The organism is Confluentibacter flavum (genome assembly GCF_002843175.1).
Lineage (GTDB): Bacteria > Bacteroidota > Bacteroidia > Flavobacteriales > Flavobacteriaceae > Confluentibacter > Confluentibacter flavum.
On the sequence record NZ_PJEO01000037.1, the window covers coordinates 18,632 to 33,323 of the forward strand.

At 35.6% G+C, this 14,692-nt stretch carries 15 protein-coding genes; 10 read left to right on the top strand and 5 right to left on the bottom strand.

Annotated features, from left to right (window positions below):
- Positions 1-68: 68 nt before the first annotated feature.
- Complete coding sequence (locus tag CSW08_RS10625) at positions 69-746, top strand: DUF2461 domain-containing protein (protein WP_106659867.1); 678 nt, start codon at positions 69-71, stop codon at positions 744-746.
- Here the strand turns inward: CSW08_RS10625 and CSW08_RS10630 are convergent.
- Together CSW08_RS10630 and CSW08_RS10635 are read right to left on the bottom strand one after the other, a co-directional pair.
- Complete coding sequence (locus CSW08_RS10630; protein ID WP_157831471.1) at positions 739-1,164, bottom strand: hypothetical protein; 426 nt, start codon at positions 1,162-1,164, stop codon at positions 739-741. The genes CSW08_RS10625 and CSW08_RS10630 overlap by 8 nt on opposite strands.
- A 27-nt stretch (positions 1,165-1,191) precedes the next feature.
- On the bottom strand, positions 1,192-1,608 hold the full coding sequence (locus CSW08_RS10635) for a glyoxalase (protein WP_106659869.1): 417 nt from the start codon (positions 1,606-1,608) through the stop codon (positions 1,192-1,194).
- A gap of 129 nt (positions 1,609-1,737) precedes the next feature.
- Here CSW08_RS10635 and CSW08_RS10640 point away from each other — a divergent pair, with 129 nt between their 5' ends.
- From CSW08_RS10640 to leuB, 8 genes are all read left to right on the top strand, one after another.
- Entirely contained in the window at positions 1,738-2,625 is an 888-nt protein-coding gene (locus CSW08_RS10640) for a DUF72 domain-containing protein (RefSeq protein ID WP_106659870.1), read from the top strand.
- A gap of 6 nt (positions 2,626-2,631) precedes the next feature.
- Complete coding sequence (locus CSW08_RS10645) at positions 2,632-3,426, top strand: carbohydrate-binding family 9-like protein (RefSeq protein ID WP_106659871.1); 795 nt, start codon at positions 2,632-2,634, stop codon at positions 3,424-3,426.
- A gap of 99 nt (positions 3,427-3,525) precedes the next feature.
- Positions 3,526-4,620: a hypothetical protein gene (locus CSW08_RS10650; RefSeq protein ID WP_106659872.1), complete on the top strand. Its 1,095-nt coding sequence runs from the start codon at positions 3,526-3,528 to the stop codon at positions 4,618-4,620.
- A 41-nt stretch (positions 4,621-4,661) separates the two neighbouring features.
- The gene (locus CSW08_RS10655) at positions 4,662-5,714 is read left to right on the top strand and encodes an Ig-like domain-containing protein (RefSeq protein ID WP_106659873.1); all 1,053 of its coding nucleotides are present in this window, start codon (positions 4,662-4,664) and stop codon (positions 5,712-5,714) included.
- A 299-nt stretch (positions 5,715-6,013) separates the two neighbouring features.
- Entirely contained in the window at positions 6,014-7,408 is a 1,395-nt protein-coding gene (gene leuC, locus CSW08_RS10660) for a 3-isopropylmalate dehydratase large subunit (RefSeq protein WP_106659874.1), read from the top strand.
- 102 nt (positions 7,409-7,510) lie between these two features.
- Positions 7,511-8,107: a 3-isopropylmalate dehydratase small subunit gene (gene leuD / locus CSW08_RS10665; protein ID WP_106659875.1), complete on the top strand. Its 597-nt coding sequence runs from the start codon at positions 7,511-7,513 to the stop codon at positions 8,105-8,107.
- On the top strand, positions 8,108-9,631 hold the full coding sequence (locus CSW08_RS10670) for an alpha-isopropylmalate synthase regulatory domain-containing protein (protein WP_106659876.1): 1,524 nt from the start codon (positions 8,108-8,110) through the stop codon (positions 9,629-9,631).
- Positions 9,632-9,693: 62 nt separating this feature from the next.
- Positions 9,694-10,752 (top strand): 3-isopropylmalate dehydrogenase, encoded by a 1,059-nt coding sequence (gene leuB / locus CSW08_RS10675; protein ID WP_106659877.1) that lies wholly within the window; start codon positions 9,694-9,696, stop codon positions 10,750-10,752.
- A gap of 246 nt (positions 10,753-10,998) precedes the next feature.
- Here the strand turns inward: leuB and CSW08_RS10680 are convergent, their stop codons facing one another.
- The 3 genes from CSW08_RS10680 to CSW08_RS10690 form a co-directional block, all read right to left on the bottom strand.
- Positions 10,999-12,288: a mechanosensitive ion channel family protein gene (locus tag CSW08_RS10680; protein WP_106659878.1), complete on the bottom strand. Its 1,290-nt coding sequence runs from the start codon at positions 12,286-12,288 to the stop codon at positions 10,999-11,001.
- Positions 12,281-12,577, bottom strand: a complete 297-nt coding sequence (locus CSW08_RS10685; protein ID WP_106659879.1) for a DUF3817 domain-containing protein — start codon at positions 12,575-12,577, stop codon at positions 12,281-12,283. The genes CSW08_RS10680 and CSW08_RS10685 overlap by 8 nt, the downstream gene beginning before the upstream one ends.
- Positions 12,578-12,647: 70 nt before the next feature.
- Complete coding sequence (locus tag CSW08_RS10690; protein WP_106659880.1) at positions 12,648-13,283, bottom strand: YqaA family protein; 636 nt, start codon at positions 13,281-13,283, stop codon at positions 12,648-12,650.
- Positions 13,284-13,767: 484 nt separating this feature from the next.
- On the opposite strand from CSW08_RS10690, the gene CSW08_RS10695 reads away from it, so the two are divergent.
- Positions 13,768-14,673 (top strand): IS982 family transposase, encoded by a 906-nt coding sequence (locus tag CSW08_RS10695; protein ID WP_106657880.1) that lies wholly within the window; start codon positions 13,768-13,770, stop codon positions 14,671-14,673.
- Positions 14,674-14,692: the final 19 nt, after the last annotated feature.

Below are 14,692 nucleotides of genomic sequence, written 5' to 3' on the forward strand. Positions count from 1 at the left end.
CATTGCAAAAAGTCCTTTATAAAAAGGACTTTTTGTATTTTAGAAACTTATTTATAAGTTTTAATTGTATGAATCCATCAATTTCAAAAGATACTTTAGAGTTTTTTAAAAATTTAGAACAAAATAATAATCGCGATTGGTTTAATGAGCATAAAGCAGCATTCAAAAAAATTGAGGCTGATGCTAAGAAGATATACACGATTATTTTAAATAATTTAAAAGTTCATGATGATGTTGACGGATTGAAAATGTTCCGGATTTATAGGGACGTGCGTTTTTCAAAAAATAAAGCACCTTACAAAACACATTTTGGAGGAGCTTTTCATAGAACGAAACCACACTTAAGAGGTGGTTATTACCTTCAAATACAGCCCAATAATGAAAGCTTTATAGCAACAGGATTTTGGGAACCAGCATCGGCAGATTTATTGCGTATTCGAAAGGAATTCGAAATGGACGACCAAGAAATTCGTGCCATAATAAATGATAAAGCGTTTAAAAGTGTTTGGGGTGGCTTTGTTGGCGACGAGGTAAAATCCGCTCCCAAAGGCTTTAGTAAAGACCATAAGGCCATTGATCTAATAAAAAAGAAGCAATACATTTTCACTAAAAAATATACCGATGAACAGGTTTTAAGCCCTGATTTTTTAAGTGATGTAAATAACTCATTTAAAGCCATTCGCCCATATTTTAATTATATGAGCGATGTGCTTACCACGGATTTAAATGGAGTTTCTATTATATAACCTCGGTAATGAGGTATTTTTTTTGATTGAATTCAAAAACATCCTTTTCACATTTATTCTTTAATAATTGTCCGATTGGAGAATTCAATGAAATGGCGAAATACGTGTCATCATCAATCTCTATCTTACCAATACTTGTAGAAATGTAAAAATTCATAATATTGGTTTTTACAATGCTACCCAACATGGCATCCGTAGAATCAATATTGGTCTTTATTTGTTTTAAATGTTCCTTGGTTTTTGTGGCATCATTAAGATGCTCCATGTTTTTTTCAAGATCATTAAATAATTTACCATTCCCAGCGTCGTCATCTTCTGAGTTTCCTTGGTCATTACTAGCAATCGATTCTTTAATTAATTGAATTTCATTTTTGTAATCTGCAATCCGTTTATCAACGTATTCATTACACTTTTGCAATAGTTTCTGTTTTGTAGTCATTAAAAATTAAACGGCTTTTAGCACTTCGGGGCTCTCAAAAAGAAGTATATTACTTATCAGGCGTTCTTTTACAATATGCATCATGCGCTTATTTAATGCAGAAGAATTTTGTATGTAAATGGAATATTCTTCCACCGTAAACAAACCTATAATAATACCTTTCAGAGAATTACGAAATTTCATGTCTTTTGTAATAGCATTTTCTATATAATCCAAACGCTTTTCCAAAGATAATCCATAAAATACACATTTGTGCTTTTCTATATAATTTTTAAAAACAGCTACTAATAAATCGTTTTGTAGCTTGGTAATAGGGCGTAATACTGAATTTTGAAAACGCTCGTCGCTACTCATACTTTCGTTAATGGAGGCGGAAGAAATTTCGGGACGAATACTGCTTAAACTGTGTTGTCTGGTGTCCATGGTTTTAAGAGTTTTAATAAAATTATAGATTTATGAACCTTTAAAAAGTGAATGAACTTATTAATTGTTAACGAGGTTATTAACAATTAAAATTTTATCTTTAAATTCAATTACAAACAATGCGATAAAATGAAATTTGGAAGTACAGATAACCCTGAAAATATTGACTTTACGTTACCACCAGACCATCCGGAAACAAAAAGGGTTCTAAACACATTTAAAGATGATAACATTCCAGAAATTTATGTGGGCTGCGCCAAATGGAACAAAGCCGATTTAAAAGGATTTTATCCAAAAGGCACTAAAGATGAACTGGAGTATTATTCCAGACAGTTTAATTCCATAGAATTAAATGCCACATTTTACAGGATTTTTTCTGCGGAACAATTTGCAAACTGGTATGAAAAAACACCAAGTGGATTTAAGTTTTTCCCAAAACTGAACCAAGAAATAAGCCATTGGAAACGTCTGCAGGACACCAAAGATGTGGTTGAAACTTATTTTTACAATGCCTCTAATCTTAAGGAAAAATTAGGCACGGTGTTTTTGCAAATGCACGATAATTTTGCTCCTAAGGATTTTGGGAGGGTCGTAACATTTGTCGAATCCTGGCCAAAGGACATTCCGTTGGCTGTGGAATTCAGACATACCAAATGGTATAACGATACGGCTGTGGCTAATGACTTGTACCAACTTTTAGAAACCAGCAACGTCTCGAATGTCATTGTTGATACTGCGGGAAGACGTGATTTATTGCACATGCGATTAACCAATGCCACAGCATTCATTAGATATGTGGGCGCCAACCATACCAGTGATTACAACCGTTTGGATGATTGGATTGAGCGGTTAAGAGATTGGAAAGCTCAGGGCATTAAAGAAATAGATTTTTTTATCCATCAAAATATTGAAAAGGAATCTCCTTTATTATCGGCTTATTTTATTAAAAAATTAAATTCAGAGCTTGGCTATTCGCTTAAAATACCAGATGAGGGAAATGGTGAAACCTTATTTTAAATACCTATGAAGACACTCCGTTTTTTATATCAATTACATTGTAAAAAGATTATAATATCAACGCTTTTATTTAGTTCCACTTTGGTTTTTTCCCAAACCCAAAAAGAATTGGTTCTAGGGGAGCAACCCATCTATAAGGTTGCTAAAACGAAAGATTCAATCATTGCCGATGGAAAAATGGATGAGCCAAGCTGGAAAAATGCTGAAGTCAGAACATTTGACTACTTTTTTAGACGGGATAAACCAGCCGATGAACAAAAAACGAAATTCAGGATGCTTTGGGATGATAAAAACCTCTATCTTTTTTATGAATTCGAAGATTCATCACTAACCGCTCGTGAAACGCAACATGATGGGCGTACTTATCTAGATGATTGCGCCGAATTTTTCTGCCTCCCCATTCCAGATAGTTTAAACATGCATTTTGGCTTTGAGGTCAATATTCCTAAAGTGAAGTACGATTATATTGTGCTATGGCAATTTCATAATAATAGAAGTATTTTCATTCCTACTTATGATCCCTATTATGAAGTAGGCGTAACCTATAATGGCACCTTAAATGACGATACGGATACAGACAAAGGCTGGACCATGGAATATATTATTCCGTTAACCGCTTTTCGTGGATTTAGCACTCGCGATTTGGCAGGAAAAAAATGGGCTTTTCAAGCTGTAAGACAGGATAGGAATTTAGTGGATGACACGTTTCGTTCCACATCCACACTATTCCCAACTTATGATGTGATTTTAGATGTACATCCACCAAACCGTTTTGGTCTGATGGAATTTATTGAAAAATAAAGTCTACTGCAAGTGTTAAAATATCGTTAATCCTTTGTTAATTAGTTAAATAGAAGTAATTATTATGATAATTTTAAAGGAAACTAAAATAAATCCCTCATGAAAAAAATTGTATTCAGTATCATTGGTGTAGGACTGGCCGTTACCTTCCTTTCTTATATCAACAAACCAAACAGCACTCTAACTTCAAATTTTGTTACAGGCAATCCTGAAGTAGCTTCGATAAATGCGATCAGCTTTGGCCCAGAAGGCATCTTGTTTTTAGGCGATTCTAAAAATGCCACGATTTTTGCCTTAGACACAAAAGATACAAAAACCAAGAACGCTTCAGAAGTAAGCATGACAAACTTTGATACCAATCTGGCTGCATCTTTGGGTACTACTGCCGAAAACATCAAAATTACGGATATGGCAGTCAATCCCATTTCAAAAGCTATTTATTTCTCAGTGAATAGTGAGGATGGCACACCATTGCTAATGAAATTAAATAATGGTAAATTTGAAAATGTATCTTTAAAAAATGCCAGTTATTCTAAAATCGAATTGGTAAACCCCGTTGATGATGTTAAGGATGATAGGGGTAGAGATCAAAGGGTTTGGGCTATAGCCGACTTAAAATATCACAATGGAAGGGTTATGGTATCTGGTTTATCTAATAAAGAATTCAGTTCCACTTTTAGGAGTATGCCATTCCCATTTACAAATAATCAGGATTATGCGTCTTTAGAAATGTACCATGCAGCTCATGGCCGTTACGAAACCTATTCACCCATTAAAACATTTGATGTCGTTAATATTGACAAAAAAGAGTATTTGTTAGCTAGTTATACCTGTACGCCCTTGGTATTATTTCCTATGGATGAGTTAAAAGGCACGAATCATGTAAAAGGCAGAACCATAGCTGAAATTGGTGCTGGAAATACACCTTTAGATATGATTGTTATGGAAAAAAATGGCAAATCTTATGTGTTGATGGCCAATACAAGACATTCCACAGTGAAATTTGATTTTGAGTCCATTGCATCCACAAAGGCATCGCTTACCGAAAAAGTGCAAGGAACCGATGGTATTGCTTTTGAAGCTTTGGCCGATATGAAAGATGTTGTTCAATTGGACAATTTAGATGCTGAAAACATCGCTTATCTTCAAAAAACAGCTGATGGCACATTGGCATTGAAAAGCAGTTCAATTTAATGAATAAAAAAAGTAGATTTATATACCTAAAAAAGATCAAGATGTACTTGGTCTTTTTTTGTGTATTATTATTTTTTAATTGTAAAGAAACAAAAGAAGGCAATACCTCCATTGTCATTATAGAAACGAACAACAGGGAACGTGTTTCTTTTGAGTCTACAAGTGCATTAGAAGATTTACGCATCGTTTTAGAAAATCAGCCAGACATTCCCATTTTAGGGGATTGGTCTAGTGAGGGCGATACTATTACTTTCATGCCAGTTTTGCCTTTCACAATCGGACAAACCTATAACATAAAAAATAGAGGAGGAGCTGTATATGTTTTTGACATAGAGCAAGAATCTATAAAGTCAGCCACCGAATTACTAGCTATATATCCAACAACGGATTCTGTGCCTGAGAATTTGCTTAAAATGTATTTAGTGTTTTCAAAACCGATGCAGGAACTTGGGAATTCTTTGGATTATATAACCGTGTTGGATAATACCTCCAACAAAGAGGTAACGGTATTCTTAGAATTACAATCGGAGCTTTGGAATAAAGATCACACCACGTTGACACTTTGGTTAGATCCAGGTCGTGTTAAAACGGATTTAATTCCCAACAAAATACTAGGCTTACCCATACAAGAAGGCCATAATTATACGATTACCATCAATGCCAATTGGAAAGATTCCCAAGGCCAACCCATTGACTCAACTTATACCAAAACGCTCAGTGTTGGCAGTAGGGATAGTGAAAAGCCAAACACTAAAAATTGGACAATTAACCCACCAAAAAAAGAAACTAAAGAGCCTTTAACCATTCATTTTAATGAAGCCTTGGATTATTTTTTAGCAATGGGCAGCTTTACTATTTTAGATTCTGATAAAAACAACATAGCAGGCACGTTTTCATTATCAAATAAAGAGCGTGAACTTCATTTTTATCCCAATCAAACATGGAAATTGGGAATTTATACCATGTCTGTTGAAAACCGTTTGGAAGATCTAGCAGGAAATAACTTAAACCATCTTTTTGACACGGATTTAAAAGCCAATGATTCTAAAGTCAAAAACAACAACAATACCTATATGAGCTTCATCATTCAGTAATTTTCAAGCGTCCTTTCCTATTATAAAACCTGCAAATAGATAAGCGATCTGCATCATACGAATTACTCGGCACAATTTTTAAATATTTAAGTTCAAAATTTATAAGTGATTATCATATTCTATTGCATTAAATATAAAATATTTCATATCTATTGGTTATTTTATAAAAATATAATAAAATGAATCTTATAGTTTCAAAAGTCTTCAATAAAATAGAGTTTTTCGTAAATTTGTTGTCCAAAATAGCTTAAAAAAATATCTAAATATTAATAAAGCTATAATACTAAATTAAATATTATATGAGTAAAACATTGTTTGATAAGGTGTGGGATTCACATGTTGTAAGAAAGATTGAAGGCGGGCCAGATATATTCTTTATCGATAGGCACTTTATTCACGAAGTAACTAGCCCTGTTGCTTTTCTTGGATTAAAAAGCAGAGGATTAAAAGTATTATATCCGGAACGTACATTTGCTACGGCCGACCATAATACACCAACCATTAATCAGCACTTACCAGTTGAAGATCCGTTATCGGCCATCCAGTTAAAAGCCTTGGAAGATAACTCAAACGAATATGGCATTAGCCATTGGGGTCTTGGTCATCAAAAAAACGGTATTGTTCATGTTGTAGGTCCAGAAAACGGCATTACATTCCCTGGAGCCACTATTGTTTGTGGTGATTCACATACATCAACCCACGGTGCGTTTGGTGCTATTGCTTTTGGTATCGGTACGTCTGAAGTGGAGATGGTACTCACTACACAATGTATCATGCAGCCAAAACCTAAAAAAATGCGCATTAACGTTAATGGGCAATTAGGTAAAGGTGTGACCCCTAAAGATGTGGCATTATATATCATTTCTAAATTATCAACTTCTGGTGCTACAGGTTATTTTGTAGAATATGCTGGTGATGTTTTTGAAAACATGACCATGGAAGGCCGTATGACCGTTTGTAACTTATCCATCGAGATGGGTGCTCGTGGTGGCATGATTGCGCCAGACGAAACAACCTTCACTTACTTAAAAGACAAACCATTATCGCTTAAAGGTGAGGCGTGGGATACAGCCGTGGCTCATTGGAAAACGCTAAAAACCGATGCTGATGCGACATTCGATAAAGAACTAACGTTTTTAGCTAGTGATATTGAACCGATGATTACTTACGGAACCAATCCAGGAATGGGTATGGGTATTTCTAAAAACATTCCAAATGCTGAATCGATAGAAGGTGGCGTTGCAACGTACAAAAAGTCTTTAGACTACATGGGTTACCACGAAAACGATGAAATGATTGGCAAAAAGATCGATTATGTGTTTTTAGGAAGTTGTACCAATGGTAGAATAGAGGATTTTAGAGCCTTTGCATCTATTGTAAAAGGAAGAAAAAAAGCAGATAACGTGACCGCTTGGTTAGTTCCTGGCTCTCATGAGGTAGAAGCCTTAATCAAGGAAGAAGGTATTTTAGACATCATTAATGAAGCTGGATTTGTGTTGAGACAACCAGGTTGCTCGGCTTGTTTGGCGATGAATGACGATAAAGTTCCTGCTGGCAAATATGCGGTAAGCACCTCTAACAGAAACTTCGAAGGTCGTCAAGGCCCAGGTTCCAGAACCTTGCTAGCAAGTCCGTTAGTCGCTGCTGCTGCTGCGGTTACAGGTGTTGTTACAGACCCTAGGGATTTACTATGATAGCTTCTAGCTTTTGGCCTTTGGCTATTAGCTAAAAAAATAAAAACAATATTTATAATTTTGCCAATAGCCAACAGCTAATGGCCAATAGCAAACAAAAAAATGGCATACGATAAATTCAATATATTAACAAGTACAGCGGTTCCATTACCATTGGAAAATGTAGATACCGATCAAATTATACCAGCGCGTTTCTTAAAAGCAACGAAGCGTGAAGGTTTTGGCGATAATTTATTTCGTGACTGGAGATATAATAACGACAATTCTCCTAAAGAAAGTTTCGTACTAAACAATCCTATTTATTCAGGTAAAATTTTAGTCGGAGGCAAGAACTTTGGTTCTGGTTCTTCTAGGGAACACGCGGCTTGGGCGGTTTACGATTATGGGTTCCGTTGTGTGGTATCAAGCTTTTTTGCTGATATCTTCAGAAACAACTGTTTGAATGTAGGTGTATTGCCAGTTCAAGTAAGTGTTGAGTTCTCCGAGCAAATTTTCAACGCTATTTACGACGATCCAAATACGGAAATAGAAGTTAATCTTCCTAATCAAACCATAACCATACTTTCAACAGGAGCGCAAGAATCTTTTGAAATCAATAGTTATAAAAAAGACAATATGTTGAATGGTTTTGATGATATTGATTACTTACAAAGCATGAAAACGGAGATAGAATCATTTGCTAATGGACTATTGCTCTAAATGACCCTCAAGAAAATTGAAATAATGGATACGACATTGCGCGATGGTGAACAAACCTCGGGCGTGTCGTTTTCTGCTTCCGAAAAATTAAACATAGCCAAACTTTTACTCGAAGAATTAAAAGTGGACCGTATTGAAATTGCTTCAGCTAGAGTGTCTGTAGGCGAATTTCAAGCAGTCAAAGGCATTACTAATTGGGCCAATGCTCATGGTTATTTAAACCAGGTTGAAGTGTTAACGTTTGTGGATAACGGCGTGTCAATCAATTGGATGTTGGAAGCAGGAGCCAAGGTGCAAAACCTGCTTACAAAAGGCTCATTAAATCATTTAACTTACCAACTTAAAAAGACTCCTAGCCAGCACTTTAAAGAGATTTCAGAATCTATTTTATTGGCTACACAAAAAGGCATCAAAACCAATGTGTATTTAGAAGATTGGAGCAATGGCATGCGCAATTCCAAAGACTATGTTTTTGAATATTTAGAGTTTATTTCCAAACAACCAGTGGAACGCATCATGCTTCCTGATACCTTAGGCATTTTAACCCCTTGGGAATCTTATGAGTTTGTTTCTGTCATTAAAACAAAATATCCTCATTTGCATTTCGATTTCCATGCGCATAACGACTATGATTTTGGAGTTGCTAATGTTGTGGAAGCGTTGAAAGCGGGGGCGGACGGATTGCATTTAACCGTTAATGGTATGGGCGAACGTGCTGGAAATGCACCTATGGCCAGTACAATTGCGGTTATAAATGATTTTATGCCTACCTTAAAAGTTGGTGTGAACGAAAAAGTATTATACACCGTAAGCAAGCTCGTGGAAACTTTTTCCGGAGTGATGATTCCAGCCAACAAACCAGTAATTGGTGCCAATGTGTTCACACAAACGGCAGGTATTCATGCGGATGGCGACAATAAAAAGAATCTTTATTTTAGTAATTTATTACCAGAACGTTTTGGTAGAACCAGACAATATGCCTTAGGAAAAGCATCGGGGAAAGCCAATATATTAAAGAATTTACAGGAATTAGGCTTACAGCTTAAGGATGAGGATTTAAAAAAAGTGACCCAACGCATCATTGAATTGGGAGATAAAAAAGAGGTGGTTACCAAAGAGGACTTGCCTTATATCATTTCCGATGTGTTGGACAGTCATTCTTATGAAGAAAAAATAAAAGTAGATTCTTATGTGTTAACACATGCGAAGGGCTTAAGGCCATCTACGAGTATTTCCATCACCATAGAAGGCAAAACTTTTGAGGAAAATGCGCAAGGTGACGGTCAATTTGATGCGTTTATGAATGCCATTAGAAGCATTTTCAGAAAGAAAAAATTAATATTGCCAGATTTGATAGATTATGCCGTTAGAATTCCTCCTGGAAGTCATTCAGATGCCTTGTGTGAAACGATCATAACTTGGAAAAGCCCTGAAAAAGAATTTAAAACACGTGGCTTAGACTCCGATCAAACGGTTTCTGCGATTAAAGCCACCGAAAAAATGTTAAATATTATTATTAATTGAGACGGAAGACGGAAGACGGAAGTTAAAAAAAATTATAAATTAAAAGATTAAACAAATAAAAAATGAAGTTAAGTATAGCCCTATTAGCAGGCGATGGCATTGGTCCAGAAGTTATTGATCAAGCAGTGAAAGTAAGTGATGCGGTTGCTAAGAAATTCGGACACGAAATCACTTGGAAACCAGCTTTAACAGGTGCTGCGGCTATTGATGCCGTTGGAGAGCCTTATCCAGACTCTACACACGACATATGTAAAAATGCCGATGCCGTATTGTTTGGTGCTATTGGTCACCCGAAATATGACAACGATCCTTCATCTAAAGTAAGACCAGAACAAGGCTTGCTTAAAATGCGTAAAGCGTTGGGTTTGTTTGCTAATATTCGTCCGACCTTTACATTTCCGTCGTTGATTGATAAATCCCCATTAAAAAGAGAGCGTATTGAAGGCACCGATTTGGTGATTTTACGTGAATTGACCGGTGGTATTTATTTTGGTGAAAAGGGCAGAAGAGATGGTGGTGAAACCGCTTATGATAATTGTGTTTACACAAGAGAAGAAGTAAAGCGTTTAGCTAAAAAAGGCTTTGAATTGGCGATGACACGAGGCAAAAAATTATGTTGTGTTGATAAGGCCAATGTTTTGGAAACTTCAAGGTTGTGGAGAGAAACCGTTCAGGCAATGGAAAAAGACTATCCAGAAGTAAAAGTATCGTATGAGTTTGTGGATGCCGTTGCGATGCGTTTGGTACAATGGCCAAATAGTTACGATGTATTGATTACTGAAAACTTGTTCGGAGATATTTTAACGGATGAAGCCTCTGTTATTTCTGGTTCTATGGGACTTATGCCATCGGCATCCATTGGAACTGAAAATCAGTTGTTCGAGCCTATCCATGGGTCGTATCCACAAGCTACTGGATTAAATATTGCAAACCCAATGGCGACTGTGTTATCAGCTGCGATGATGTTTGAAATGGCTTTTGATTTACAGGAAGAAGGTGCTGCCATTCGTAAGGTTGTGAATAAAGCATTAGCACAAGGGATGGTTACTGAAGATTTAGCCGATGGCGGTAAAGCGTTTGGAACTAAAGAAGTAGGGGATTGGTTAGCTGCTAACATCTAAATAAAACTATTTATTATAAATGAAAAGGTGATTCTAAATGAGTCACCTTTTTTATTTTGTTATTCTGTCCCGATAGCTATCGGGATGTTTCAGAATCTCACACATAACAAAGGAGAACCTGAAACAAGTTCAGGTTGACAATATATGGTTTTGTCATTCCGAATTTATTTCGGAATCTTATACAACAATAGAAGTCATCATTTACAAGAACCTGAAACAAGTTCAGGTTGACAAAAAGGCGTTTTGTCATTCAGTCCCAATAGCTTTCGGGGATGTTTCAGCATCCAATGCCATAAAATCAAACCGCGTACCACTAGGCAACTCAAAAACCTCCAAATCAAAATAAGGAAGCGAGGCAATGAGGTGATCAAAAATATCGGACATGATATACTCGTAGTTTTCCCAACGCTTGTCACTACTAAATGCATAAATTTCCATGGGAATGCCTTGTGTGGTTGGTGCCAATTGGCGCGCCATAATCATCATATCCTTATTAATCGCCGAATGATTTTTTAGGTACACATCAATATATTTCCTAAAAACACCAATATTAGTGAGGTTTCTACCATTTAAAAGCAGCTCTTTATTTATATTGTTTTGTGTGTTGTAATTTTTAATATCGCCTTGTCTGGATTCTAAATAAGCGGTAATCAGCTGAATGTTCTTTAATCTGTTAACATCGTCATCCGTTAAATATTTAACACCACTTTGCTTAATATACAAGGCCCGTTTTATGCGTCTGCCATCCGAAGCCGTCATCCCACGCCAGTTTTTAAACGAATCAGAAATAAGCGCATAGGTGGGAATGGTGGTAATCGTTTTATCGAAATTTTGGACTTTTACGGTCGATAGATTAATTTCAATCACATCGCCATCGGCGCCATATTTTTCAAAAGTCACCCAATCGCCAATACGCACCATATCGTTAATGGAGACTTGAATACTGGCGACAAAACCCAATATGGTATCTTTAAAAATCAAGATGACCACGGCCGATGCAGCGCCTAATCCCGTTATAAAATTCAAAAAAGGAATCCGCGTAATTAGCGCTATGGCAGAAAATATGCCAATCACCCATACAAAAATCATGAATACCTGGATAAAGCTATCTATGGGCTTATCCTTTAAATTGGGCAAAGTTTTAAAATAATCTTTTAGGGTATGCAATACGCTTCTAACAATCCATAATATTAAAACAATGGCAAATACGGATAAACCACGTTCAAAAAAAACTTCAAACGCAGGGAAATCAATAAACACGACGTCAATAAATTCCAAAGCAATGAGTAGAGGCACAATATGCGCCACATTTCTGGGTACTTTATTGCTGATTAATAAGTCATCAAAATTGGTTTTAGACCGTTTTGCAAATTGTGTAAATGCCTGTATTAAAAGTTTTCTAATGAGGAAATCCACAAGAAAAACCAAGAGTATAAGCCCCAAGGCAAGTGCCAACATGTTTAGATTAATCGCTAAAGTATCTGTTAAGCCTAATTCTATTAAGTAATTGTAAACTAGGTGATTGATGTTATCCATCTCTTTGTGGTTTTAAATAGGCTCTTTCAATATAAAAGGTTCCAAACGGAATGATAGATGCCAATAAAACGATGCCAAATTGTTTCGTGTCCCATTTTAATTCACTTTTTAACATGATGGCCAAAACGATGTAGGTTACAAATAACAAACCATGTGGCATGCCCAGCAATTTAACATATTGTTCATCATCGCCAAAATACTTAATAGGTGTGGCAATAAACAGCAATAATATATAGGATATACCTTCTAAAAAGGCAATAACACGAAAGATATTTAGTAGTGAAAACATAGAATTCATTAATTATTCATTATTCATTATTCATTATTCATTATTCATTATTCATTATTCATTATTACATTTAGAATACCTGAAAAAGGATGAGGCCGTAAATTAAAAACCGTAATAAACGCAACGACCCAAATATTATAACGCCTCTAAACGGATACTCAATAATACCGGCTGCCATACACGATATGGAGAAAGGCAAGGGGAGCAACGCACCCACAACAATTAAAAAACCGCCCCATTTTTTAGAGTTTTTAAGCTGTTTTGCCATTTTAACCTCTAAATAGTTGTGTACCACTGGTATTTTTGTGATGGCAATTCCAATCCAATAGGATATGAGTCCGCCAAAATACGATAGAAACCCTAGAATGCCAAGAAATACCCAAGGCATCTCCATTTTTGCGGCCCAGGCAATAAAAATTTCTGGTGGCACCAAGCCCAGTATGGTTTCTGAAACAAAAAACACACTTAAAACGCCCCAAGCAGGGAGTGTTTCCGTCATGCGGATCAATATGGTGTTGATGCTAAAGAAATGGTTGAACAAAAATACAATGCCCACTAAAACAATAATATAGGGCAATGCTTTTAAGACGCTTTTACCTACAAACGAATAAAAACCAGTATACTTATAATACTGATGCAATAATTCTGAGCGCGATTTACCTGTACTGGGTTTAGCTTTTTCTTTTTCTTTTTCTTTTGGTTTCATCACTGGGGACACCTAAATTGACTGCAAAGATAGTATTAAGTTAAGCTTCTTTAAAGTTTATGAAACCATTATTAACAAACTTTTAATCAAAAATAATAGAGAATTTTGTTAAGCGAAACCACATTAATAAAAAAGGCTCGAAAATTTATATTTCGAGCCTTCAATATCAAATAAAGTTTAGTTGGTGTTTAATGAGAGCAATATACAATAAATTTGAATTCACAGTATGTTTTAATACATATTTTATTACCTTTTTTTACCATGTGTTAGATTTTGGTAGAGGTGGTATCCTTCAAGGGAATCATGCTGCTTTGAATTATTCTATTTTACATAATATAAATTATAGTACAATTGTATCGTAATTTCTGTATAGCCGTATTTAACGTGAGTTCGACGTAAAAAAGTTGATTTATTTATAATAAAAAAGCGAAAAATTTAGTAAATTAAAGTTCTGAATTTCAATTATATAACTAAATATTTCGCTATGATTTCCGATTCTAAAATTACTGAAATTTTCTGTTCTATTGATGATTTTTGTCTTGAATTTGTCCCTTTTTGGCAAAAAAGCCTACTGGCCAATGGAAAAAAGCGCACCAGAGCTTCAAAAATGGGCCTCTCTGAAGTAATGACCATTCAAGTGCTTTTCCATTTATCCGGGTATAAAACCTTCAAGGATTTTTATATAGGCTATGTCTCAAAACATCTAACCAGTTATTTTCCAAACCTGGTATCCTATAATCGTATGGTGGAACTCAAAGGGCAAAGCTTTATGCCCCTGGCTATTTACCTCAAAGTTTGTGGATTGGCAAATTGTACGGGGATTAGTTTTATAGATTCTACGCCCCTAAGGGTTTGTGACAAGCGAAGAATTAACCAACATAGGGTATTCAAGGATTTGGCACAAAGGGGACAATGTTCCCTGGGTTGGTTCTATGGTTTCAAATTGCACATAATCACCAATGACCAAGGCGGTATCATTGATTTTATGATAACTAAAGGCAATGTGGATGATAGAAAACCTTTACGCTTCAAAGCCTTTGTTAAAAAGCTGTTTGGGAAGCTCTTTGGTGACAAAGGCTACATCTCCAAAGATCTATTTACTGAGTTGTTCTATAATGGAGTGCATCTGGTAACCAAGCTTAAAAAGAACATGAAAACAAAACTATTGACCCCTGTGCAAGATGCTTATCATTTAAGAAAAAGGGCCATTATCGAAACTATTTTTGACCAACTCAAGAACATTTGCCAAGTTGAACATTCTAGACATAGAAGCGTAACCAACTACTTCAATAATATTTTTGCCTCACTTATTGCCTATAATTTTAAAGATAGAAAACCTTCTTTAAAAAACAACTTCGTCGATACAAAGCAACTGTATTTAACTTTATAATTACATCGAACTCACGTTA